Here is a 24,530-nt window from a genome sequence, read left to right as displayed (position 1 = left end):
ACTTTCTTGGTGCAGAGTGCAACCAAGTTTTGCAAACCTGTAGTTTTCTAATATATTGCATAAAATAGGTGGGGATGAAATGTGAAATGGTATCAGGTAGAGATAAAAGATGTCGAACGGAAATTACATGTCTATCAAGAAAAAGGATTATCAGAAAAACAAGTAGAAGAACGAAGGAAAAAATTTGGAACAAATACACTTGAGATAGCGAAGAAGCAATCCCTTTTGATATTATTTGTTAAGCAGTTTCAGGATTTCATGGTACTTATTTTACTCGCTGCAACGTTAATTGCTGGTATGCTTGGTGAGTATATCGATGCACTTGCTATTATGGTGATCGTTTTATTGAATGGATTTATTGGTTTTTTTCAGGAACAAAAGGCAGAAAAGTCACTGGAAAAATTAAAAGAGCTGTCTGCCCCAAAAATAAGAGTACTGCGTGACGGAGATTGGAAAGCGATACCGTCGGAAGAAGCAGTTGTTGGAGATGTTATTCGTATTAAAACCGGGGATCGTGTTCCAGCTGATATTCGTATCATTAAAGCAAACGAATTAGAAACAGAAGAATCAACGTTAACAGGTGAATCATTGCCTGTTGAAAAGACAAGCCAAGTTATTTACCAAGATAATGTTGCAATGCAAGACCAACATAATATAGGATTTAAAGGAACATTAGTGACAAAAGGCAGTGGTACCGGAATTATTATTCAAACGGGTATGAATACTGCACTTGGTCAGATTGCTTCCTTAATGGATAAGACAGAAAAAGTTATTACTCCATTAGAATTAAAACTTATGGAGTTAGGGAAAATTTTAATTTATGTTGTACTCTTATTGACGGCGCTAACGGTTGGAATTGGAGTTTATCATGGACAACCATTGTATGACATGTTCTTAGCCGGGGTTTCTTTAGCTGTTGCCGTTATCCCTGAGGGGCTACCAGCAATCGTCACTGTAGCACTTTCTTTGGGTGTACAACGGATGATTAAACGAAAAGCCATCGTTAGACAATTGTCTGCTGTAGAAACGTTAGGTTGTGCATCTGTCATATGTTCTGATAAAACAGGAACCATTACTGAAAATCAAATGACAGTAAAAGAAATGTATATAAATGATCAACATATCTATGTTTCCGGTGAAGGTTATACAACGACAGGTGATTTTTTCGTTAATGATAAGAAAGTTGATCGTAACTATCCGAATTTGGAGCAGATGATGCTTTATGGTTTACTTTGTAATGAAGCTTCATTATTTGTAAAAAAGGGACGATATATTGTTGATGGTGATCCAACAGACGGAGCACTATTAGTTGCAGCTAGGAAACTAGAGTTAACACACTTAATAAAAGATCAATTTAAAATTATTAAACAATTCCCATTTGATTCTACAAGAAAAAGAATGACAGTTGTTGTTGAAGATGAAAATAAACGAAGATTCGTTATTTCTAAAGGTGCACCAGAAAGGATTGTTCCAAGATGTTCGCACCGAGTGAATGTAAATGGTCGGACACGACTTACTGACACAAAAGAAATTGAGCGTCAAATGGATGAAATGGCAGAAAAAGCATTACGTATTATTGCAATTAGTGTGAAATCAATATCAAGGGGTGATCCATTAGAACTTTCAAAACTAGAAAAGGATTTAACGTTCGTTGGCTTATACGGATTAAAGGATCCTCCTCGAAAAGAAGTTAAAGATGCAATTGATCAATGTAAAAGGGCAGGAATAAAGACGGTTATGATAACTGGAGACCATAAAAAAACAGCCGCAGCTATCGCACGCGAAATTGGGTTGCAAGAAGAAGGGGAGCTTACCCTAGAAGGACATGAGCTTAATAATATGGATACAGATTCATTGGCTAATATTATAGAAAAAGTAACTGTATTTGCAAGAGTAACTCCTGAACATAAATTAAAGATTGTGCAAGCATTTCAAAAACGTGGACATATTGTTGCAATGACAGGGGACGGCGTCAATGATGCTCCAGCTATAAAAGCAAGTAACATCGGTGTAAGTATGGGGATAAGCGGTACAGATGTAACAAAAGAAGCCTCCTCTTTAATATTAATGGACGATAATTTTACTACGATTAAAGAAGCTATTCGAGAAGGTAGAAATATTTATGAAAATATTCGAAAATTTATCCGCTATTTGTTAGCTTCAAATGTTGGAGAAATTTTTGTCATGATGGTTGCGATGCTACTCGCTATGCCACTACCACTAGTTCCAGTGCAGATTTTATGGGTAAACCTTGTAACAGATGGGCTCCCGGCAATGGCGTTAGGTCTTGATCCACCCGAAAAAAATGTTATGGAACAAAAACCGCGTAATCCTAGAGAAGGTGTTTTTGCTAGAGGTCTTGGAACCAAAATCATTACGCGGGGAATTATGATTGGGCTTGTTTCTTTGATCGCTTTTATGGTTATTTATGATAATCAGGCAGAAAATCTCACTCATGCTAGAACAGTCGCTTTTACTACGTTAGTATTAGCACAACTTATTCATGTATTTGACTGTCGAAGTGAAAATGGAATCTTTGGCCGAAATCCATTTAATAATATTTATTTAATTGGAGCAGTGATATCCTCTTTATTTATGTTACTTATTGTGTTGTATGTTGAAGCCTTACAGCCAATTTTCTATACGATGGCTTTAGGTTTACAAGATTGGTTGTTAATCATTGCATTAAGTGCTATTCCAACTGTATTATTTGGTTTTTCAAAAAAGAATTAATAGGGATTAATCATTTTTTTAGAAGAGATAGAGACAATTTTTAAAAAATTGATTCTGTGAAGTTTGCACTTTATTCTTGAGTTACGTATCCCAAAGGAACAGGGCTTTCCACCTGTCTTTAACTAACATCAGTGTGATGATGTTAGTAACAGAATATCCTTGTTATTTAGAAAATCCAGCTTTGTGACAAAGGAAACAGAAATTGAAAGTTCCCATGCACATCGCATCCTATACAATAGAATGAATTGAAAACCCATGAGTTTGGAATACTTTTTCAATCTCTTTGGTTTTTCCCGCATAATAACACGTCCTTTTGTTTATATTTGGATAGCACCTTAATCATAACAAAAAGTCTGTGTTTATGCGGTTTTTTTAATGCTTTTATCCTCTTTTAAACACCGTTTATTATTGATTTATTAGGATGCTGTAAACGCAAGTCAAAAGTGAATGATAAAAATTATATCCCTTCAAAAATTACGGTAGCTAAAGCAGACAACAATTGTTTTAAAATAAACCATTAAACCAGAATTGTTTATGCAAAGATTATTACGTACTTAATGGCAATCAGCACATTTTAAGTGGAATGGGAGTAGCTGGGGGTGCTAAATCAGGGGCAGCATCTACAACAATATCTACCTCCTCAAAAGTTGGTGATTTTTTAATGAAAAATCCAAGTAAAAACCTACGACATTTGATTTGTCTAGAAAGTATTTACTATAAGTCTAGTATGGATTACGATTACAGATAAGTAATCTGATAGAACAAGGGGGGGATAATGGTTTAATTAATCACGGTGTTAGAGGGAGTATACCAGGTATTGTAGTTACACTAGGTCAACATTGGCTTGCTTGTAACAAAGAAGTTGGATAAATTAAACATGTAAACAGTTTTTTTCACTTTATTATTAAATAATAATCAAATTTCTGGAGGATTTATGATTGCAAAAAGTATTATTTACGGGGTATTGTTATTTTTTATAATAATTACTTTGGAATGGTTTCTCAAATCAGAAGTTCATTGGCAAAATATTTTATTTGGCACAATTTTAGCTACTGTTGTCTATTATTTCTTTCAAAGGCTAGATAAAAAGGATAAATGAAAAATTTAACAATCAGATTTTATTTGAATTTTCTAAATAAATTGAACTAGAAAAGGACATACGTATCCCTCTAAGGAAAATATACTCATTTTCTATAATATTTGAAAATTATACTCAATCAGCACAATTTGGGAAGCCCTTGAATATTTCTTAAAGTGCCGAGAAATTCTTTTTTGTATAATGAACTGCTGGCTAATTTAAATGAAATATATCGTCCGGAACGGGTGATTTTCCCTGAGATTTTGATCAGGCGCAATCGAATCGTCTGAACCTGGTGTTTTTTCATCTTCTTTGGCATGTAGAAACGGCGAAGACCATTGTGGAAATTGTAAGCCAATACTGCTATTTACAGTTTGGCGGCATTAACCTCAAATTTGCTGCTGTTCATTTTTCCAAAAGCAAACCCGATTTTCCCCTTCTTTGATGTAATTTTCCATTGTTCCACGTTGCCCCTTACCCCACCCTCGTGCAAAAAGCCTTCATCGAATACAGACATCATTTAAAACTTAAACTCAGCTAATTCTTTGATTTCCAATGAGTATTAGTTTTCTATTATACCTGCAAAATTTAGACGAATTTAGTTATATATGCCCTTTTATTTACTAGTTGTTTTTTCAATTTCCTTTTTTGCTTTCAAAATTAACGGCAATGAGAATGCTGCGCCTATAAAAGGTATTATCATTTTTATAAATGATGATAGACCCTTATTCATGGATAGAAAACTTTCTGGAATTAACATAGAAAATAAAATCCCTACAATAATAGGTGTTAACGCTAAAATCCTTTTGCTTAAATCACCTTTTGGTGCTTGTTTAAACATTATTATGACAGCCAATATCATAATGAAAATTAAAATAATAATAGAAATCAAACCAATAATGGACAACAAGAAAACCTCCTTTGTGACCAATGACTCCGTAGTTTAAATCAATGTTTGAAAAGGTCATCAACAGTTGTATCGAGAACATCCGCTATTTTAAATGCAAGTGCTAAAGTAGGATCATATCGATCATTTTCAATCGCATTAATTGTTTGTCGAGTGACATTACATTTTTTTGCCAATGTCTCTTGTGTAAGCCCTTTATTTTTTCGTAATTCTAAAATTTTATTTATCATTGCTACTCAACCGTCTGCTATAAACCCAATAATAAACAAAGTAGCTACTTACCAAAAGTATTAAATATAATAATTCTGGAAATTTAAAGGTTATGGTTAATTGATTTAAATTAAACAAATCAATAACAAACCTTATCAATAAAATCATTAGGAGAAAAATCCAGCTTCCCACGATGGATTTCATCTTTATTAATTGGGAACGTTCATCATCCCTTGTTTCAACACCGCTATAATTTTTGTCACCTGTGAACCAACTAACACTATAGACCAAAATCAAACCCACAAAAATTGGAATAATCCATCCTACCAAATTATCACCTCACATAAATGTCAAAAGTTCTTTCCATTTTAGGTTAATATATTGGACAGGTATATGTCAAATATATTTTACATATGTATTACATGTCTTCATTTTTTTATATTTGCGTTTTGCAGGGCTTTTCTCTGAACCTAAAAAAATATAGGGCGCACTAATATTTATTGGAATGGTAAATCGGCGTTTTTACATTATGAATATGTTCACAAGGAGAAAAACAGAAACTCCTTATTGCCCGTGGCTTAATGGCAGACCCCAACTGCTCATTTTAGATGAACCGACAAGTGAACTTGATTTTGTCGCTTGCGAAGAACAGCTTGCAACGATTGAAAACATAGGGAAACGGGTAGATGCACCGACGCTCATTTTTGTGAACCATCATATTGAGGAGGTCTTACCGATTTTTTCACATGTATTATTATTTACTATTTTCAATGGTTTGATGGATACTGTTGAGTAGTGAAAATTTGTAAATTAGTAACAGCTTCGTTGATTTCCGCCTCCGAGCAGTTTGCGCATCCTTAGGCACGGCTTCAGCCCTCCTCGGAAGAAAACCGCTTCCTGCGGGGTCTTTAGACACGTGCTTTTCCCGCAGGAGTCGACTGCCCTCCGGCTCCAATCAACCATTATAATAGTAGTATCAAACGGTGCAGAGTTGTTACTATGCACATCACAGCGAAGGAAATACACGGAGACTCCTACGGGAGGAAAGGCCTCGGTGAGACTACGCAGGAGCGAAGCGACGAGGAGGCTCATCAGCCGCCCGTGGAAAGCGGAGTGTATTTCCGTAGCGGTATTTACATCGCAACTTTGTTTGATATTTACAAAGAAAATTACTCAAGTTACTGCACAGTTTATGGATATTGACTCATGTTTATAAACATAACCCCAAATAACATCCAGACTATCATACAACTTTAATTAAAAAATTGTATTATGGTTCGGATTCTTCTTCTTAAAATAATTTTATTAAAGCTACTATTAATTTTCTCATTTTGATAGAGAAATTACTACCAAAAATGTATAATAAGTTTATATTGGAGTGAGTTAACATGGTAATGAGTATGACTGGGTATGGAAATGATACTTTTCATATTGATGAAACAATAGTTATGGTAGAAATAAGAAGTGTAAACAGCCGCTATTTGGATGTTATATCTAAAATCCCCCGAACACTACACAACATAGAAATGGATATAAAACAGATTATTCAAACTTATTTTCACCGTGGGAGAATTGAAATCTACATATCGATTGCCGGCGACTTTTTAATCGAAAAAAACTTACATGTTGACTGGGAGTTAATGGATCAATATATTGATCTTTTAAGACAAGCTAAAAATAAATATGATATGAAAGAAGCCATTCCATTCTCCGCTTTAACCGCTATCGAAGGTCTTATCACTGTTCAAGAAGTAAAGGTAGAGTCAGATCAACTTAAAGCATTATTACTCCAAAGTATTGAAAGAGCCTGTAAAAAGGTATTAGCAAGTCGAGAAACTGAAGGAGCTTTTTTACTTGAAGATATACAAAACAGAATAAAAACGATGGAAAATATGTTAAAATCAGTAGAAGAGCGAAAAGAAGAAGTATACATTCATTATCGTAACCGTATTAAAACACGAATTGAACAACATATTGGTAAGGAGATGGATGTAGATCAAGTCTATCTTTTGCAAGAAATTGCATTACTAGCCGAAAAAGGCGATATTGCAGAGGAAATAACACGATTACGTAGTCACTTTCATCATTTTTGGAATGTTATTTGCCAGGATAGTCCAATCGGTCGAAAATTAGACTTTATTACACAGGAAATGCATCGTGAGGTCAATACAATTGGATCAAAGTCTGTGGATGTTAAAATAAGTGAATGGATCATAATCATGAAAAGTGAAATCGATAAAATAAAAGAACAAGTTCAAAATATTGAATAAAGATTTTCATTATATTTGCAGATAAGAAAAGTATAAAACTTTCCTATTGCTCACTGGTTAAAAGCGCGACGTCCTGGGATCGCACTTTCGTTCGTCCCACCGTAAAGATTTGTCTCAGGTGCCAGTACTAGCACGTCAATCACTCGTAAGTGCAACTAAGGCTTTCGCCAAGGCTTGGCGATAAGCCAAGTTTTCTAATATTATGGTTAAAAATACATATTGTAAAAATAAAGACCGAATTGGAGGTCAAACTTTTGGGATTACATTTGATTAATATCGGATTTGGGAATGTTGTTGCAGCGAATCGAATAATTTCGATCGTATCGCCAGAATCAGCACCAATAAAACGTATTGTTCAAGTAGCACGTGAAAATAACAATTTAATAGATGCTACATATGGTAGACGTACTAGAGCTGTTATCATTACGGATAGTTCGTATATTATTTTATCTGCGGTTCAGCCTGAAACAGTTGGACAACGAGTTCTTAATCATGATGAACTAACTGAGGATTAATTAGGAGGAACAATTTTGTTTGATGAAAAAGGGATCTTGTTTATATTATCTGGACCGTCGGGAGTTGGAAAAGGTACAGTCAGGCAGCGATTATTTGAACAGGAAACACATTTAAAATATTCTGTATCGGCAACTACTAGACAAAAAAGACCTGGTGAAAAAGAAGGCGTAGACTATTTTTATAAAACAAAAGAAGCTTTTGAAAAAATGATTCATGAAAAGAAGCTTTTAGAATATGCAAAATATGTTAATAATTATTACGGTACTCCTCGAGAATATGTAGAAGAGCAACTGGAACTAGGAAATGATGTGTTTTTAGAAATTGAAGTTCAAGGTGCACTGCAAGTAAAAAAGAGCTTTCCTGAAGGAGTGTTTATTTTCCTTTTCCCTCCAAGTCTTGAAGAGTTGAAAAACAGAATCGTTAGTAGAGGGACAGAATCGAGTGAATTAGTCATTAATCGTCTTAAAGAAGCAAAAAAGGAAATAGATATGATGAGCGAGTACGATTATGTTGTTGTAAATGACGATGTTGACTTAGCTGTATCAAAAGTAAAATCAATTATTGTTAGCGAACATTGCAAAAGAGAACGAATTGAAAAACAATATAAAAAAATTTTGGAGGATGACACGGATGCTAGAACCATCAATTGACAGTTTGCAAGAAAAAATTAATTCTAAATATACGTTAGTTACTGTATCAGCAAGAAGAGCAAGGGAATTACAAAATGAAAGTAATCCCTTGGTTGAAAACCATAAATCTTCAACGTATGTAGGAATTGCGCTTGAAGAAATTTATAATGACAAATTATACGTGAAAGAAACAGATTAACGTTTACTACCCTTGCTAATTACTGCAAGGGTTTTTACCATATAAATAGATTATTTCATAAGATGTATAAATAAAGAGGTGCTTCCATGTTACAAAACAAAAAAATTTTACTTGGAGTTACAGGAGGAATCGCTGTATATAAAGCATGTGACCTGGTGAGTAAACTAACGCAGCAGGGGGCAGATGTTAGAGTAATGATGACGAATGGAGCTACAAAATTCGTTTCGCCTTTAACGTTTCAAGCATTATCAAGAAATGATGTATATACAGACACTTTTGATGAAAAAGACCCAAATAAAATTGCTCATATTGATGTCGCTGATTGGGCAGATATTGCGATTATTGCCCCTGCAACCGCAAATATTATTAGCAAAATTGCCTATGGAATAGCGGATGATATGCTTACTACGACACTTTTAGCAACGAGAGCGGATATCTATATTGCCCCTGCAATGAATGTACATATGTATGAACATCCAGCAGTAATTGACAATATGAGAAAATTAGTAGATTGGGGTTATCACTTTATTGAACCTGGCGCAGGTTATTTGGCATGTGGTTATGTAGGGAAAGGTCGACTAGAAGAACCTCAAACCATTATAAAAGTAATTTCAGAGCACCAGCAACATGCAAATTTATTAGAGGGAAAAAAAGTACTAATCTCCGCTGGACCAACACGGGAAGCAATAGATCCAGTAAGGTTTTTTTCAAATCGTTCGTCTGGTAAGATGGGTTTTGCACTTGCTGAAGCAGCCGCAAAGTTTGGTGCGGTAGTAACATTAGTTGCAGGTCCAGTTGACCAACAAACGAAACATCCAAATATAAACCGAATAGATGTAGTAACGGCCGAAGATATGTACCAAGCGATATGGGATCATTTTGAAGATGCGGACATTGTTATTAAAGCCGCAGCAGTAGCGGACTATCGGCCAGTAGTTACGCATGACCAAAAAATGAAAAAACAGACGGGGAACTTAATTATTGAAATGGAAAGAACAAAAGACATTTTGCAATCGTTAGGTGATGAAAAATCGAATCAATTTGTTGTTGGTTTTGCTGCTGAAACAACTACCCCTATGGAATATGGTAAAGAAAAATTAAAGAAAAAGCATTTAGACGCTATCATCATTAACAATGTTGCAGAAGAGGGAGCAGGTTTTGCGGTAGATACAAATATTGTTACTTACCTGAATAAACAACTTGCCTCAGAAAGATTACCTCTTGCTTCAAAAGATGAGATATCAGAACAAATATTTTATTTAATTGCTCGTGATTTAAAGGAAGAAGTTAAGTGAATATAGCAAAAGTTATTGTAGATGTTCCGTCAAGTGTTATTAACCAAACATTTGATTATTATATTCCCGAAAAATTTCAAGACATCTTGCAACCAGGCATGCGAGTCGTTATTCCATTTGGCCCTAGAAAAATTTCAGGTTTTGTTGTTAAAAGAATTAAAGAATCAAATTATGATCATTTAAAAGAAATTATTGATGTTTTAGATGTAACACCCGTATTAACTGCTGAGCTGCTCAAGCTTGGGAAGTGGTTGGCGAATGAAACTGTATCTTTATATATTACAACATACCAGGCAATGCTTCCCCAAGTGTTGAAGTCGAAATATGAGAAAGAAGTTATCCGATTAACGGACATACCGTTAATCGCTACACTTGAAGATGCATTTAAGAAGAAGGACATCCTCTCATATGAGGAAACAGTTCAATTATTAGGAAGTTACCGGCAATTACAACATTACATTGAAAATGGAGATTTGGCTGTTCAATATGTTGTTTCATCAAAAGCTACGAAGCAATATAAAGTATATATTGTGCCTTCGCACGTAGATATTCTAGCATCGGAACACAAAAATTTACCAAAACAAGCAACAAGACAAAGGGAAATCCTGAAGTTTTTTATCCAATATCCAAAACCAATTGAACAAAAGATGCTTTATGAACAGCTCAAAATTAATAAAAATAATTTAACACCTTTAATTGATAAGAATTTATTAACGATTAAAAAGGTTGAAGTATACCGTGATCCGTATGAAGAGAAATTCCCAAAAACTGAAAATCTCACCTTAACAAAGGAACAAGAGAAGGCGATAATACCAATCGATGAAGCGGTTAAGACAGATATGCATAAAACATTCTTACTTCATGGAGTGACAGGTAGCGGAAAAACAGAAATTTATTTACAAGCAATCGAAAAAGTAATACAAAAAGGGAAAGAAGCAATCGTGCTTGTTCCCGAAATTGCTTTAACTCCACAGATGGTTAAACGATTTAAAGGAAGATTCGGTTCCAATGTAGCTGTTCTTCATAGTGCTTTATCTGTTGGAGAAAAATATGATGAATGGAGAAAAATCCAACGAAAAGAAGTGAAAGTAGTTGTTGGGGCAAGATCTGCAATATTTGCCCCTTTTGAAAATTTAGGAATAATAATTATTGATGAAGAACATGAGACCACATATAAGCAAGGAGAGTCTCCACGATATCATGCGCGAGATGTAGCGATTAAACGCGGGGAGTATAATAATTGTCCAGTTGTTTTAGGCAGTGCTACTCCTACTTTAGAGTCATATGCAAGAGGCAAAAAGGGAGTTTATCACTTACTTACATTAACGAAACGTACAAATGAAAAAGAAATGCCAACAGTTGATATTATTGACATGAGAAAAGAGCTTCATGCCGGAAATAGAACGATGTTTTCTAGAACCTTAATGGAAAAAATAAATGAATGCTTGTCTAAAAAAGAACAAATTGTGTTACTGTTAAATCGACGGGGGTATTCAACGTTTGCACTTTGCCGTGATTGTGGTCATGTAGAAGAGTGCCCACATTGTGATATTTCGTTGACCTACCATAAACGTGATAATGTTCTCAAATGTCATTATTGTTCATATGAATCAGAGATGCCCACACATTGTCCAAGTTGTGGAAGTGATTCTATCCGTTTTTTTGGTACTGGTACAGAACGGGTTGAAGAAGCTTTAACTAAACTTATTCCAGAAACGAAAATTATTCGTATGGATGTAGATACGACAAGAAGAAAGGGTGCCCACGAGAGACTACTTAAGAAATTTGCAAATCAAGAAGCGGATATTTTGCTTGGTACTCAAATGATTGCTAAAGGACTCGACTTTGAAAATGTCACTTTAGTTGGTGTACTTGCAGCTGATTCCATGTTACATTTACCTGACTTTCGTTCATCTGAAAAAACGTTTCAACTTATTACTCAAGTAAGCGGTAGAGCCGGTCGACATGCGTTAACGGGAGAAGTGATTGTGCAATCATATACACCGGATCATTATAGTATTTTACTGTCGAGTAATTACGATTATATTGGTTTTTATCAGCGGGAGATGGAAATACGTAGAACTTTCTCTTATCCTCCCTATTTCTATTTACTTTTAGTCACTATTACCCATGAGAATGAGCAGAAGATTTATACAGTAGCACAGCAAATACGTAATATGTTACAACATAGGTTGAATAAATCGTCTCTCATATTAGGACCGTCTCCATCACCAATAACCCGGATAAAAAATCGGTTCAGGTATCAGTTGATGATAAAGTATCGCAACGAACCTTATTTACAACAATACATGATGGAAATCTTAAAAGAATTTGAAGATGAACGAAGAAGAGATTTACAAATAATGATCGATTTTAATCCATATCAATTAATGTAGAAGGGGATTTTATGAAAAAAATTATTTTTATGGGAACACCAGATTTTGCTGTTCCAATTTTACAAAGTCTTATTCAATCTGAATATGAAGTTGTATTAGTCGTAACACAACCCGATCGACCGAAAGGAAGAAAACAAACACTGTCGGCACCACCAGTTAAAAAAGTAGCTGAAAAAGCAGGGATTCCAGTTTTACAACCGGAAAAATTAAGTAAAGAGTATGAAGAAATTTTAAAATATAAAGCAGATCTTATCATTACAGCAGCATATGGTCAATTACTCCCTAAAGCGGTTCTGGATTTTCCTCAGTATGGTTGCATTAATGTCCATGCATCTTTACTACCAGAATTACGTGGAGGGGCTCCGATCCATTATTCCCTTCTAGAAGGGAAAAAGGAAACAGGAATTACGATAATGTATATGGCTGAGAAGTTAGATGCAGGAGATATTATTTCACAAAAAAAAGTTCCAATTCTTACATCAGATCATGTTGGTACTCTACATGATACATTATCTAATGTCGGCGCGAAACTTTTAATGGAAACATTACCTTCTGTTTTCGCTGGAACGAATGACCGTATTAGACAAGATGAAACCAAAGCTACTTTTGCTCCAAATATTACAAGGGAACAAGAACGAATCGATTGGAATAGATCGAATGAGGAAATTTATAATCATATACGTGGCCTCCATCCTTGGCCGGTTGCTTATGCGAAATATAATGGAAACAGAATGAAAATTTGTTGGGCAGATCTTGATGAGAGACGTTATGAAGACAAGCGACCAGGTGAAATTGTGAGTATTAATGATAATGAATCATTTACTGTCATCTGTGGCAATAATAAAGGCATTGCTATTTCTGATTTCCAACTTGCTGGTCGGAAAAGGATGAAAGTTAGTGAGTTTTTAAGAGGAAATCCAGAGGAGATTAAAGTAGGACACGTGCTGGAGTGAAAAAAATTATGCCAAAAAACAATGTACGCTTTGTAGCCCTTGATTTAATTATCCGAATTGAAAAGGAAGGTAGTTTTAGCCATTTACTTATCTCTCAAGCAATACAATGCGAAAAGTTAGGATTGCAAGATGAGAGACTGCTAACAGAAATAGTATACGGGACGATTGAAAGAAAACTAACGTTAGATTATTATTTAAAACCTTTTATTCGCTCCCCAAAAAAAGTAGCCGATTGGGTGATGAATTTACTTAGAATGTCGGTTTTCCAACTAGAGTTCTTAGATAAGGTACCAGAATACGCAGTTATTCATGAGGCCGTAGAAATAGCCAAACAAAAAGGTCATAAAGGAATCGCCTCATTTGTTAATGGTGTTCTTAGAAATATCGTAAGAAAAGGGGTACCAAATACAAATGAAATAACCGATCCAATCGAAAAAATATCGATTGAGACAAGTCATCCATTTTGGCTTGTCAAAAGATGGGTAGACCAATATGGCTTGAAAGTAACAAAGGAAATGTGTGAAACTAATTTATTAAAAAAACCGGTCAGTCTTCGAGTAAATCAGTTACGAATTAGTCGGGAAGCAGCAATTGAACATTTACAGAATGAAGCAATTACTGCACAAATATCCCCCTATGTTAAAGATGGTATAATAATTCAACAAGGGAATATATTGAAAACAACTCTATTATCTGACGGATTAGTCTCGGTACAAGATCAAAGTTCTATGCTAGCAAGTATAGCTTTACAAGTAGAACCTGATTTTAATGTATTGGACGCTTGTAGCGCACCAGGGGGAAAGGCAACCTATATAGGGGAATTAATGGAAAATAAAGGTACGATTCATGCTTATGATTTACATAAAAATAAATTAACACTCATTGAAGAAAATGCTAAAAGACTTGGACTAACCAATATTAAAGTGGGACAAAGTGATGCAAGAAAGTTACAGGAAATTCACCAACGAGAAAGTTTTGATCGTATTTTAATCGATGCGCCTTGTTCCGGTTTGGGAGTTATACGCTCAAAACCAGATATTAAATATAATAAACGTGTTGAAGACATCTATAAACTACATGAAGTTCAAACTTCTATCTTGGAACATGTAGCTCCCTTATTAAAAAAAGGTGGAAAATTAGTGTATAGTACATGTACGGTTGACAAGCAAGAAAACGAAGCAGTTGTACAAGCGTTTTTACATGAGAATAAGAACTTTACTATAGACGAGTCATTTAAAGAAGAAATTAAAGATTTGATGCCTAATCTATATTTTACTAAATTTGGGCTACAACTTTTTCCTCAAACGATCCAATCGGATGGATTTTTTATGACGAGATTAATAAAAATGGATCATTACTAAATGTTTGGTTTTTATAAAAGAGGTGATGGAAATGAATGGACATTTTAAAACGGATCGGGGTAGGATGCGCTCGATTAATGAGGATGCAGGGGGGATTTTTTACAACAAATCGGGACAGCTACTGGCAATAGTTGCAGATGGAATGGGTGGCCATTTGGCAGGTGAAGTAGCTAGCGGATTAGCTGTTTCCATTATAAAAGAACACTGGGAAAAAGTAGATGAAATACATACACCAGTAGAAGCCGAAAACTGGCTTCAAGAAATTATGGCGATAATGAATACGACTATTTATAATCATGCATCCGAAAAAGAAGAATATGACGGCATGGGGACTACCGTTGTTGTAAGTGTTTGTACAAATGATTTTGTTTCCATCGCTCATATAGGAGATAGTCGCTGCTATTTACTTAATGATACAAAATTTGAACAATTAACGAGCGATCATTCTCTTGTAAACGAACTTATTCGTACTGGACAAATAACTGAACTTGATGCAGAACAGCATCCGAGAAAAAATGTTCTCTTAAAAGCAGTTGGAACGGAGGAAACTGTTCAACCTGATGTTGAAACAATAAATTGGGATTTGAATAATCGTGTACTCTTATGTTCTGATGGACTGACAAATAAAGTGTCCGATGACGAAATTGAACGTCGGTTACGAGAAACGGAAGATATTCATAGTTTAGTAAAAGAATTTATCCAGATTGCGAACGAACGTGGAGGAGAAGATAATATAACACTAGCCATCATCCAAAAATTAGAACAAGATCAAGAAGGTGATCCAGCATGCTAGAAGGACACCTACTTAGTGAGCGTTACCGCATCAAGCGAGCAATTGGTGGAGGCGGTATGGCCAATGTTTATTTAGCGAGAGATATTATTTTAAACCGTGATGTAGCTATAAAAGTATTACGTCTTGAATTTGCCAATGATCCGGAGTTTATCGAAAGATTTGATCGCGAAGCCCAAGCGGCAACAAGTCTTTCTCACCCTAATATAGTTAATATATTTGATGTAGGTGAAGAGAACCATATTTTATATATGGCCATGGAATACATTGATGGGTTAACTTTGAAAGAATACATTATTCAAAATGGACCTCTTGATGTTCATGAAGCTCTAAATATTATGAAACAATTAACCGATGCAATTGCACATGCACATGCAAATGGCTTGATCCATCGTGATATTAAACCTCAAAACATATTAATGGATCGTTTTGGAAATGTAAAAGTGACAGATTTTGGAATTGCTATTGCATTAAGTGCGACTTCTTTAACGCAAACAAACTCTATCTTAGGTTCCGTTCACTATCTATCACCTGAACAAGCCCGTGGTGGAATGGCAACAAAAAAATCAGATATTTACTCACTTGGGATTGTGATGTATGAACTATTAACTGGTCATTTACCGTTTTCGGGACAGTCACCGATTTCAATCGCTTTAAAACATTTACAAAATGAAACACCGTCGATTAGAAGCATAGATGAAAGTATTCCTCAAAGTGTTGAAAATATAGTTTTAAAAGCTACTGCAAAAGATCCATTTCACCGTTATGAAAGTGTTTATGAGATGGAAGAAGCACTTAATGTAGCTTTAGATCCAGCTCAGATGAATGAAGCAGTATTTAAACCACCTATTGAAGAAGGGGAAGAAACAAAAGCAATACCGATTATTACGGATGAAAAACTCCAAATGAGCGAACAAGACACCACTATTGTTCACAATAATGATGATGTACCACCAACAACAAACGAAGAAACAAACGATCCAGTATCACCTGATAAAAAGAAGAAAAAATGGTATAAAAGAAAATGGTTCATTGGTACTTTTCTGCTATTGTTTCTTGCTATTGCAGCCATTGTCATATTCGCTTTAAATGCTCCAAAGGATGTAACAATTCCAGATGATCTAGTCGGAATGGAATTTGAAGAAGCTAAACAGGAGTTAGAGAACTTGAATTTAAAAGTAAATAAGGAGCTAATCTCCTCTGATGAAATTGAGGAAGGGTTAGTAGTAAAAACTGAACCCGGAGAAGGAAGAACAATAAAAGAGAAATCAACTGTAGATGTTTTTGTCAGTGATGGAAAAGAAAAAGTAGAGTTTGATGATTATGTTGGAGAAAACTATAATCAAGTAAAACGGATATTAGATGATGAAGGTTATGAAGTCATTGCATATGAAAAAATATCGGAACAACCGGTTGATGAAATCATTACCCAAATTCAACCTGCTCCTAAAAGTGAAGTTGTACCAAGTGAGACGAAAGTTATTTTTGAAATTAGTGATGGCCCTAAAAAGATTAGTTTAAGTGATTTGACAGGGCTAACTTTAGAACAATTAAAAGATTATGCTAAGAAAAATGGACTAAAATTAGATTTAAGTGAAGAATACTCGGATCATGCTCCTGAGGGAACAGTGATTCGCCAGGATCCTGCAGCAAATACCGAGTTAACTGAAGGCAGTGTTGTAAAAGCAGTAATCTCAAAAGGGCAGAAAGAATTGCCACCGAAATCTCATAATGTTACATTTACTGTTCCATTTCAACCTGAAGAAAATGAAGAGGGAGAATTGGCAACATCTCAAAAAGTACAAATTTATGTAGAAGACTTAAATAATTCATTATCAAATGTTTTTCACGAAGATGAAATAGAAGGAGATCAAGAATATACTTTAACGATGGTAATTGCTCCAGGTGAAACGGCAGAATATAAAGTTGTACGTGATGGAGAAGTAATTATTCAGCGAACTGTAGAATATAAGGAAGGTGGATAAATGGCAGAAGGCAGAATCATTAAAGCGTTAAGTGGATTTTATTATGTTAAATCGAATAATGGAATTTATGCTTGTAAAGGAAGAGGAGTTTTTCGTAATCAAAACATCACACCATTAGTAGGTGATTTCGTTACCTTTGATATAACGGAAAATATGGAAGGTTATATTCAAGAAATAAAGCAACGGGAGAACGAATTTATTCGTCCTCCCATTGCGAATGTAACACAAGCTATTATTGTTAGCGCTGTAAGCCAACCAACTTTTAGCTCATTACTATTAGACCGATTTTTGGTCATTGTGGAATCAAAAAGAATCAAACCAATGATTATCGTAACAAAAAAAGATTTAGCAACCAAACAAGAAATACAGAAGATGAATGCTTTTAAAGAAGAATATAAAAAACTAGGCTATCGATTTGAATTTTTATCATTAAAAGAAAATGTAGATCTTTTGAAAATAATACATTTTTTCAAAAATGAAATTACTGTATTAATGGGGCAGTCTGGAGTTGGAAAATCAACTTTGTTAAATGCAATTAACCCAGCCTTTGAAATACAAACTGCAGGAATCTCACTCAGTTTAGGTCGGGGAAAACATACTACTCGCCATGTAGAGTTATTAGAAGTTGAGGACGGTCTTGTTGCCGATACACCTGGTTTTAGTGCGATTGAATTAAATGAATTAGAGGCAGAGGAATTATCAGATTGCTTTGTTGAAATGAGAGAGAAGCGAAATGATTGCAAATTTCGCCGGTGTCTGCATGATAAAGAACCGAAATGCGCTGTAAAGCAAGCTGTAGATAACGGTGAAATTAATAAATACCGTTATAAACATTATTTGCAATTTTTACTAGAAATCATAGAAAGAAAGCCGAGGTATACGAATGACTAAAATAGCACCATCAATCTTATCAGCGAATTTTGCAAAATTGGGAGCAGAAATAAAGGAAGTGGAACAAGCTGGAGCCGATTATCTTCATGTCGATGTAATGGACGGCCATTTTGTACCAAATATAACCATTGGCCCACTAATTGTTGAAGCAATTAAACCAGTAACAAATTTACCTTTAGATGTTCACTTAATGATTGAAAATCCGGATCAATATATACCTACATTTGCTGAAAAAGGAGCGTCGATTATAACTGTTCATCAAGAGGCATGCCCACATTTACATCGAACGATTCAGCTTATTAAGGATATGAATGTTCAAGCAGGAGTAGTCATAAATCCAGCTACCCCAATCGAAATGATTAAAGAAATTCTTTCATATGTTGATCTTGTATTAATAATGACAGTGAATCCTGGTTTTGGTGGTCAATCATTTATTCATGAAATGATTCCAAAAATAAAAGCAATTGCGGAACTTAGAGAACAAAATAATTATCAGTATGAAATTGAAATTGACGGAGGAGTAAATGTAGAAACGGCAAAGTTATGTACAGATGCTGGAGCCGATGTACTTGTTGCAGGAAGTGCTATTTTTAATAAAAGTGATCGGAAAAAAGCAATAGAGGATTTAAGAAAAGCAATTATTGATTGAATTCAATTTTCATATCATTCATGCAAGGCGATACAGGTAGTTACATTATGCTTAGCATGTATTTGATTCCCTTTTATAAGAGCTTGAAATAGTTGTTTCTATAAATAAAGACTGAGTAACTCGTCCGACGTAAAAGATTCAGTGTGTTTATAGAATATCTACAAGCTGTGCAGTAAAGTTCAAATAGCAACAGTTCTACCGCTACGGAAATACACTGCGCTTTCCGCTGGTGGCTGCTGAGCCTACTTGTCACTTTGCTCCTGCGTAGTCTCACCTAGGCCTATCCTCCCGCAGGAGTCTCCGTGCATTTCCTTCGCTGGAATGGTGAAGGTAACATCTACGCACTATCACAATGGTTGGTTGGCGTCGGAGGACAGTCGACTCCTGGTCGGCTAAAAGCGGTCACGTCCTGGGACTGTAGTTACGCTTTCGTCCCACGGTAAAGATTTATGACCAACGCCGACACTTGCACGTCCTGTGCGTCGTGGGAAAAGCAACATAGGAACGTAGACTAAGAACGCCACGGCCTCATGTCTTCGTCTGCACTTGTACATCCTGTACGTCGGAAGACTCAGAAGCAGTGGTTTTCTGCTTCTAAGGCAGACAGCCGTGCCTAAGGATGCGCGAACTGCCCGGAGTCGGAAATCAACGAGGCTGTAACCAGGTTTTACAAATTTTCACTACTGCACAATATCCTTCAAATGTTGAAAAAAAGCTTTAGCTTCTAGATATTCTAGGAAATTTAAAAGAATAACCTGTTATCCAAAGTTTGCTTTGGAAGTGTGCTTCCACTTTTTTCAATGGTTCGATCTTAATTTCACTTTGCGGAAGTTACGTAATTAATTTTTCTCTTTCCTTTCATTTAAAATCATATAATTGTTTTTTCTGCATAAGATTATATTAGAAGAGCGTGAGTATAATTTTATATTATTTGTTTTTAAGTGATTAGGAGGAGGAGTAAATGAAGTTTTATACGATTAAGCTCCCAAGATTTATCGGTGGTTTTGTTCGTGTAATAATGGGGATGTTTAAAAAGGACTAATTCAGTATGCTTATTCTAACATATTTGGCACATCCCCTAGATTTTTTTAGATTATTATCTATCTTAAACACTTTTTACTTAAAGTGCGTGTTCAATAAGGATGAAAAGGACCAAGAAGTTCGAGGCGGCGTAGCTCCCGTATGCATTTAGATACCACGAGTAGCGGAGAAACAAGCATTCGTGCGAAATTCGCAGTTTCATTTTTACCGGACTTTTTGAAGATCCTCTTAAAGAACTAAAAAAGCACCCAATTGAATGGGTGCTTTTTGACATGGTATATTCAACATTTACTTAATGGTAAATTATTAAGTCTTGACTTATACTCTTTTAATTTTACCTGACTTTAACGCACGTGCTGATACATATACTCGTTTTGGTTTGCCATCTACCATAATTCTTACTTTTTGTACATTTGCTTTCCAATTACGTTTATTTGCATTCATCGCGTGTGAACGGTTATTTCCAGTTCCTGTTTTACGTCCAGTAATAACACATTTTCTTGACATACAAACCCCTCCTTAACATACATGTGTCATTTCATACTTATTTAATTTATCATATCAAATCCAATAATGCAATTTAATATTTCTTCCATTTGCTCATAATAAGAATAAATTCGAATTAAAAAGGGGTATTCTTTTCCTTATTGTAAATTATATGTACAATATAGTAGTACGATTTTAATTATACTTAGTACTATTAATGAATGCATAGGATCTTGGGATTTAGAGGAGGATTTAATTGTGAAAGTTAATAAAATAGATAGCGCTCTATTAATAAAGATGATTCAATTAGGCGCAAATAATTTATCTATTCATAAAGATATTATAAATAAATTAAATGTATTTCCAGTGCCAGATGGCGATACTGGAACAAATATGAACTTATCAATGAGTTCAGGTGTAAAAGAATTGAATGAAAGAAAAAGTGCAGATTTACCAATAATTCTTAGCTCGTTCATTAGAGGGCTATTAATGGGAGCGCGTGGAAATTCTGGGGTAATTTTATCCCAGCTATTTCGTGGTTTTTCGGAAAGTCTTCAAGAAGAAAAGGAAATATCTAGTATGTCTTTTGCAAATGCGTTAAATAATGGAGTGAAAGTGGCATATCAATCGGTTACAAATCCAGTAGAAGGAACAATTTTAACAGTAGCAAAAGATGCAGCAACAAGAGCTATTGAATTAGCTGATGAAGAAAAGGATATTATTAAGTTGTTAGATGCAGTAGTTTCTGAAGCAAAGCAATCATTAGAGAGAACTCCAGAATTATTACCTATTTTAAAAGAAGTTGGCGTAGTAGACTCTGGTGGCAAAGGATTAGTTGTAATTTATGAGGGATTTCTAGCGGCATTAAAAGGGGACAAGCTACCTGTGGCAGAGTCGGAAATAGATATGGAAAAGATGATCCATTTAGAACATGAACGTTCTGCTCAATCGTTTATTAGCGCTGATTCAATCGAATATGGTTATTGCACAGAGTTTTTTGTCGAATTAAATAAACAAAATATAAGTGAGTTTGATGAAAACAGGTTTCGTAATCAATTGAGTGAATATGGTGACTCTTTACTTGTTGCGGCAGATAAAAATATGGTGAAAGTGCATATTCACACAGAGTTCCCGGGAAAAGTTATGAATCATGCTCAAACTTTTGGAGAATTAGTAAAGATTGATATTGAAAATATGCGTAAACAACACGAGTCGATCGTCGAAAAGCAGGATGAAGAAACAAGTATGCAAGAAGAAAAAGAATATGGAATTATTGCTGTTGCATCGGGGAGTGGACTAGAAGATATGTTTACAAGTCTTGGTACTACCTACATCATTAAAGGTGGACAAACGATGAACCCTAGTACAGAAGAACTTCTTTCTGCAATCAGGAAAGTAAATGCAAAACATACTTTTATTTTACCGAACAATAAAAATATTTTAATGGCTGCAAATCAAGCTAAATTACTTTCAGATAAAAATGTTATTATTATACCAACGAAAACGATCCCTCAAGGTATTAGTGCCTTATTTGCTTTTGAAGAAGAAGCTTCAATGAAAGAAAATGAACAAAATATGTTGAAAGGCATGAAAGATGTAAAGACAGGCCTTGTGACGTATGCAACAAGAGATACAGTAATTAATCAAATGGAAATAAAGCAAGGCTCTTATATGGGATTAAATGATGAAACGATCCGTGTCACGAATACAGATAAAATAAAAACTGTGAGTAGTTTACTTCAAAAGATGGTTGATGAAGATGATGAAATTGTTACAATTTTTTATGGAGAAGATGTTTCGGAGCGAGAGATTATTTCTTTACAAGAATTCACGCATCAACACTTTGAGGAAACAGAGATAGAATTACACAAAGGGAATCAACCTATATATTCTTTTATTATTATGATTGAGTAAGGCAGCCGTCATCATGCCTTACTTTTTTTATTGGGACAGTCTATTATCAATTTGTTATAATTATAGTACTTAGAATCGTATTCAATCAATAAAGAAAAGAGTGGTTAAGAAATTGTTGAATGAACCAGTCGAAACTTTAACAGGTGTTGGAGAGAAAGTAAAAAACGATTTAAATCTAATGGATATATATACAGTAGGAGATCTTCTAGAGCATTTTCCTTATCGTTATGATATTTTAGAAATCAAGCCTTTAAGTGAACTGATTCATGATGAAAACGTAACGATAATCGGAAAAGTAATGTATCCGCCAACTGTAACTTACGGTAGAAAAAGCTCTCGACTTCAATTTATGCTACAAGTTGATCAAGTAACAGTAAAAGCAGTTATGTTTAACAGAACGTTTGCAAAAAAGCATTTAACGAAAGGGACAACAGTTACGCTAACAGGTAAGTGGGATGCACACCGATTGCAAATAACTGTAAATAATTATCAATTAGGGAAACCAAATACAGATGTAAATATACAAGCAATTTATTCTGTGAAAGGAAATGTAACAAGCGGAAGAATAAGTAATTTGCTGAAACAATGTATTCAGGAATATGCTGATCAGATTGAAGAATTACTTCCAGCAACTTACTTAAAAGAATATAAAATACCAACAAGAAGTGAAGCCATTAAACAGATTCATCGACCAGAAAATCAATTACAACTTAAACATGCTCGAAGAAGATTTGTATATGAAGAACTTTTATTATTTCAGTTAAAAATGGCCTTACTAAAACAAAAAAATCAATCTATTAATAAAGGTTTTAAACAGGTTTTTCCAAATAACAAAGTACATCAATTTATTGATCATCTTCCATTTACATTAACGGTTGCTCAAGAAAAAGCGTTGCAAGAAATATTTAATGATATGAGGTCTCCTATTCAAATGAATCGGCTGTTACAAGGAGATGTCGGGTCGGGGAAAACTGCTGTAGCAACAATTTGTCTTTACGCTTCAGTACAAGCTAATCGTCAAGGTGCTTTAATGGTGCCCACAGAAATATTGGCAGAACAGCACTATGAATCTATTAGGGAAATGATGGATTCTAACATACAGATCGGTTTACTGACAAGCTCAGTAAAAGGAAAGAACCGTCAGAAAATCCTTGAAGGAATAAAAAATAATGAGATTCAAATTGTAATCGGTACACACTCCCTGATTCAAGAAGAAGTTGTTTTTCACCATTTGGGAACTGTGATTATTGATGAACAGCATCGTTTTGGAGTAGAGCAACGAAAAATGTTAAGAGAAAAAGGGCTTCACCCAGATGTATTATTTATGACGGCTACCCCAATTCCACGTACACTTGCTATTACAGCGTTTGGTGATATGGACATATCTATAATCGATCAAATGCCTAAAGGTCGTAAACAAATAGAAACGTATTGGGTAAAAGAGAATATGCTCAATCGTGTACTTGAATTTATTAGAAAGAAAGTAGCAGCAGGAGAGCAAGCCTATATTGTTTCTCCACTTATCGAAGAATCTGAAGTGTTTGATTATCAAAATGCGATCGATTTATACCATCAATTACAAGATTATTATTCTAAAACGATTAAAATTGGTTTACTCCATGGGAAGCTGCCCCCTGATGAAAAAGAGTTGATTATGAAACAATTTATGAAGAATGAAATACATGTTTTAGTTGCTACTACTGTTATTGAAGTAGGAGTAAATGTACCGAATGCTAGTGTAATGGTAATATATGATGCGGAACGTTTTGGATTATCACAACTACATCAATTAAGAGGAAGAGTGGGGCGTGGTGATAAACAAAGCTACTGTATTTTAATAGCTGATCCTAAAGGAGAAGTGGGTAAGGAAAGAATGCGAATTATGACGGAGACGACGGACGGTTTTAAATTAGCAGAGGAAGATTTAAAATTAAGAGGACCAGGTGATTTCTTTGGTAAAAAGCAGAGTGGGTTACCAGAGTTTAAAGTAGCCGATCTTATCCATGATTATCGAGCTCTTGAAGTAGCACGCCAAGATGCACAGTATATTTTTCAACATAATTTATTACAAAAAGATGCAGCGTTTCAAAAATTATCTGAACGTTTAGAGGAGGAATCTGGAGACCAGAGATTTGATTAAATATACGAAATTCTACTTGCATTATTACACATGGTGTTATATATTACTGTTATTACCTAGTCATAATTATGACACTATGGATGTGGA

Annotated in this window: 20 protein-coding genes and 1 pseudogene; 17 read left to right on the top strand and 4 right to left on the bottom strand. The window is 34.9% G+C overall.

The annotated features are described in order from the left end of the window. The first annotated feature begins 81 nt into the window (after positions 1-81). Entirely contained in the window at positions 82-2,733 is a 2,652-nt protein-coding gene (locus tag SPD89_RS01085; protein ID WP_336260098.1) for a cation-translocating P-type ATPase, read from the top strand. Between the two features lie 1,217 nt (positions 2,734-3,950). Here SPD89_RS01085 and SPD89_RS22830 read toward each other — a convergent pair. The 3 genes from SPD89_RS22830 to SPD89_RS01075 form a co-directional block, all read right to left on the bottom strand. Continuing rightward, complete coding sequence (locus SPD89_RS22830; protein WP_442961017.1) at positions 3,951-4,169, bottom strand: transposase; 219 nt, start codon at positions 4,167-4,169, stop codon at positions 3,951-3,953. Positions 4,170-4,427: 258 nt separating this feature from the next. Next, positions 4,428-4,718, bottom strand: a complete 291-nt coding sequence (locus tag SPD89_RS01080; RefSeq protein ID WP_336260097.1) for a hypothetical protein — start codon at positions 4,716-4,718, stop codon at positions 4,428-4,430. A 41-nt stretch (positions 4,719-4,759) separates the two neighbouring features. Further along, positions 4,760-4,948 (bottom strand): helix-turn-helix transcriptional regulator, encoded by a 189-nt coding sequence (locus SPD89_RS01075; RefSeq protein WP_336260096.1) that lies wholly within the window; start codon positions 4,946-4,948, stop codon positions 4,760-4,762. Between the two features lie 516 nt (positions 4,949-5,464). Between SPD89_RS01075 and SPD89_RS01070 the strand changes: the two are divergent. The 14 genes and pseudogenes from SPD89_RS01070 to spoVM all read left to right on the top strand — a co-directional run. Further along, positions 5,465-5,685, top strand: a pseudogene (locus SPD89_RS01070) (ATP-binding cassette domain-containing protein); the annotation flags it as partial. Positions 5,686-6,316: 631 nt separating this feature from the next. Then, on the top strand, positions 6,317-7,198 hold the full coding sequence (locus SPD89_RS01065; protein WP_336260095.1) for a YicC/YloC family endoribonuclease: 882 nt from the start codon (positions 6,317-6,319) through the stop codon (positions 7,196-7,198). Between the two features lie 254 nt (positions 7,199-7,452). Then, the gene (gene remA, locus SPD89_RS01060) at positions 7,453-7,713 is read left to right on the top strand and encodes an extracellular matrix/biofilm regulator RemA (protein ID WP_336260094.1); all 261 of its coding nucleotides are present in this window, start codon (positions 7,453-7,455) and stop codon (positions 7,711-7,713) included. Between the two features lie 15 nt (positions 7,714-7,728). Further along, positions 7,729-8,364: a guanylate kinase gene (gmk, locus tag SPD89_RS01055; protein WP_336260093.1), complete on the top strand. Its 636-nt coding sequence runs from the start codon at positions 7,729-7,731 to the stop codon at positions 8,362-8,364. After that, positions 8,345-8,542, top strand: a complete 198-nt coding sequence (gene rpoZ / locus SPD89_RS01050) for a DNA-directed RNA polymerase subunit omega (protein WP_336260092.1) — start codon at positions 8,345-8,347, stop codon at positions 8,540-8,542. The genes gmk and rpoZ overlap by 20 nt, the downstream gene beginning before the upstream one ends. Before the next feature lie 86 nt (positions 8,543-8,628). Next, the gene (gene coaBC, locus SPD89_RS01045) at positions 8,629-9,837 is read left to right on the top strand and encodes a bifunctional phosphopantothenoylcysteine decarboxylase/phosphopantothenate--cysteine ligase CoaBC (protein WP_336260091.1); all 1,209 of its coding nucleotides are present in this window, start codon (positions 8,629-8,631) and stop codon (positions 9,835-9,837) included. Continuing rightward, the gene (priA, locus tag SPD89_RS01040) at positions 9,834-12,233 is read left to right on the top strand and encodes a primosomal protein N' (protein ID WP_336260090.1); all 2,400 of its coding nucleotides are present in this window, start codon (positions 9,834-9,836) and stop codon (positions 12,231-12,233) included. Before coaBC ends, priA begins: the two co-directional genes overlap by 4 nt. Before the next feature lie 11 nt (positions 12,234-12,244). After that, positions 12,245-13,186: a methionyl-tRNA formyltransferase gene (gene fmt, locus SPD89_RS01035; protein ID WP_336260089.1), complete on the top strand. Its 942-nt coding sequence runs from the start codon at positions 12,245-12,247 to the stop codon at positions 13,184-13,186. An 8-nt stretch (positions 13,187-13,194) separates the two neighbouring features. Further along, positions 13,195-14,547 (top strand): 16S rRNA (cytosine(967)-C(5))-methyltransferase RsmB, encoded by a 1,353-nt coding sequence (gene rsmB, locus SPD89_RS01030; protein ID WP_336260088.1) that lies wholly within the window; start codon positions 13,195-13,197, stop codon positions 14,545-14,547. Between the two features lie 31 nt (positions 14,548-14,578). Then, complete coding sequence (locus tag SPD89_RS01025; RefSeq protein ID WP_336260087.1) at positions 14,579-15,340, top strand: Stp1/IreP family PP2C-type Ser/Thr phosphatase; 762 nt, start codon at positions 14,579-14,581, stop codon at positions 15,338-15,340. Next, positions 15,334-17,322: a Stk1 family PASTA domain-containing Ser/Thr kinase gene (pknB, locus tag SPD89_RS01020; protein WP_336260086.1), complete on the top strand. Its 1,989-nt coding sequence runs from the start codon at positions 15,334-15,336 to the stop codon at positions 17,320-17,322. The genes SPD89_RS01025 and pknB overlap by 7 nt, the downstream gene beginning before the upstream one ends. Next, the gene (gene rsgA / locus SPD89_RS01015; protein ID WP_336260085.1) at positions 17,323-18,213 is read left to right on the top strand and encodes a ribosome small subunit-dependent GTPase A; all 891 of its coding nucleotides are present in this window, start codon (positions 17,323-17,325) and stop codon (positions 18,211-18,213) included. Beyond that, positions 18,206-18,862 carry a ribulose-phosphate 3-epimerase gene (gene rpe / locus SPD89_RS01010; RefSeq protein WP_336260084.1) on the top strand — a complete coding sequence of 219 codons (657 nt, stop codon included), beginning with the start codon at positions 18,206-18,208 and terminating at the stop codon, positions 18,860-18,862. Before rsgA ends, rpe begins: the two co-directional genes overlap by 8 nt. Positions 18,863-19,823: 961 nt before the next feature. After that, positions 19,824-19,904, top strand: coding sequence for a stage V sporulation protein SpoVM (gene spoVM / locus SPD89_RS01005; protein WP_336260226.1), 81 nt, complete (start codon positions 19,824-19,826; stop codon positions 19,902-19,904). A gap of 317 nt (positions 19,905-20,221) precedes the next feature. Here the strand turns inward: spoVM and rpmB are convergent, their stop codons facing one another. Next, a complete protein-coding gene (rpmB, locus tag SPD89_RS01000; RefSeq protein WP_336260083.1) occupies positions 20,222-20,410 on the bottom strand; it encodes a 50S ribosomal protein L28 in 189 nt (62 codons plus the stop codon). A gap of 237 nt (positions 20,411-20,647) precedes the next feature. Between rpmB and SPD89_RS00995 the strand changes: the two genes are divergently transcribed. Together SPD89_RS00995 and recG are read left to right on the top strand one after the other, a co-directional pair. After that, positions 20,648-22,303: a DAK2 domain-containing protein gene (locus SPD89_RS00995; RefSeq protein WP_442961016.1), complete on the top strand. Its 1,656-nt coding sequence runs from the start codon at positions 20,648-20,650 to the stop codon at positions 22,301-22,303. Positions 22,304-22,403: 100 nt separating this feature from the next. Beyond that, positions 22,404-24,443, top strand: a complete 2,040-nt coding sequence (gene recG / locus SPD89_RS00990) for an ATP-dependent DNA helicase RecG (protein WP_336260082.1) — start codon at positions 22,404-22,406, stop codon at positions 24,441-24,443. Positions 24,444-24,530 lie beyond the last annotated feature (87 nt).

Source organism: Pseudogracilibacillus sp. SO30301A, assembly GCF_037072025.1.
Lineage (GTDB): Bacteria > Bacillota > Bacilli > Bacillales > Amphibacillaceae > Pseudogracilibacillus.
Note: the sequence above shows the minus strand (reverse complement) of the source record. Positions and strands in the feature narration are given on the sequence as shown.

Bases quoted from the DNA above. Each gene is read 5' to 3' on its own strand.
- rsgA (WP_336260085.1), top strand. From the start codon at position 17,323: ATGGCAGAAGGCAGAATCATTAAAGCGTTAAGTGGATTTTATTATGTT.
- pknB (WP_336260086.1), top strand. From the start codon at position 15,334: ATGCTAGAAGGACACCTACTTAGTGAGCGTTACCGCATCAAGCGAGCA.
- SPD89_RS01075 (WP_336260096.1), bottom strand. From the start codon at position 4,948: ATGATAAATAAAATTTTAGAATTACGAAAAAATAAAGGGCTTACACAA.
- fmt (WP_336260089.1), top strand. From the start codon at position 12,245: ATGAAAAAAATTATTTTTATGGGAACACCAGATTTTGCTGTTCCAATT.
- coaBC (WP_336260091.1), top strand. From the start codon at position 8,629: ATGTTACAAAACAAAAAAATTTTACTTGGAGTTACAGGAGGAATCGCT.
- rsmB (WP_336260088.1), top strand. From the start codon at position 13,195: ATGCCAAAAAACAATGTACGCTTTGTAGCCCTTGATTTAATTATCCGA.
- SPD89_RS01025 (WP_336260087.1), top strand. From the start codon at position 14,579: ATGAATGGACATTTTAAAACGGATCGGGGTAGGATGCGCTCGATTAAT.
- spoVM (WP_336260226.1), top strand. From the start codon at position 19,824: ATGAAGTTTTATACGATTAAGCTCCCAAGATTTATCGGTGGTTTTGTT.
- rpe (WP_336260084.1), top strand. From the start codon at position 18,206: ATGACTAAAATAGCACCATCAATCTTATCAGCGAATTTTGCAAAATTG.
- SPD89_RS01065 (WP_336260095.1), top strand. From the start codon at position 6,317: ATGGTAATGAGTATGACTGGGTATGGAAATGATACTTTTCATATTGAT.
- rpoZ (WP_336260092.1), top strand. From the start codon at position 8,345: ATGCTAGAACCATCAATTGACAGTTTGCAAGAAAAAATTAATTCTAAA.
- rpmB (WP_336260083.1), bottom strand. From the start codon at position 20,410: ATGTCAAGAAAATGTGTTATTACTGGACGTAAAACAGGAACTGGAAAT.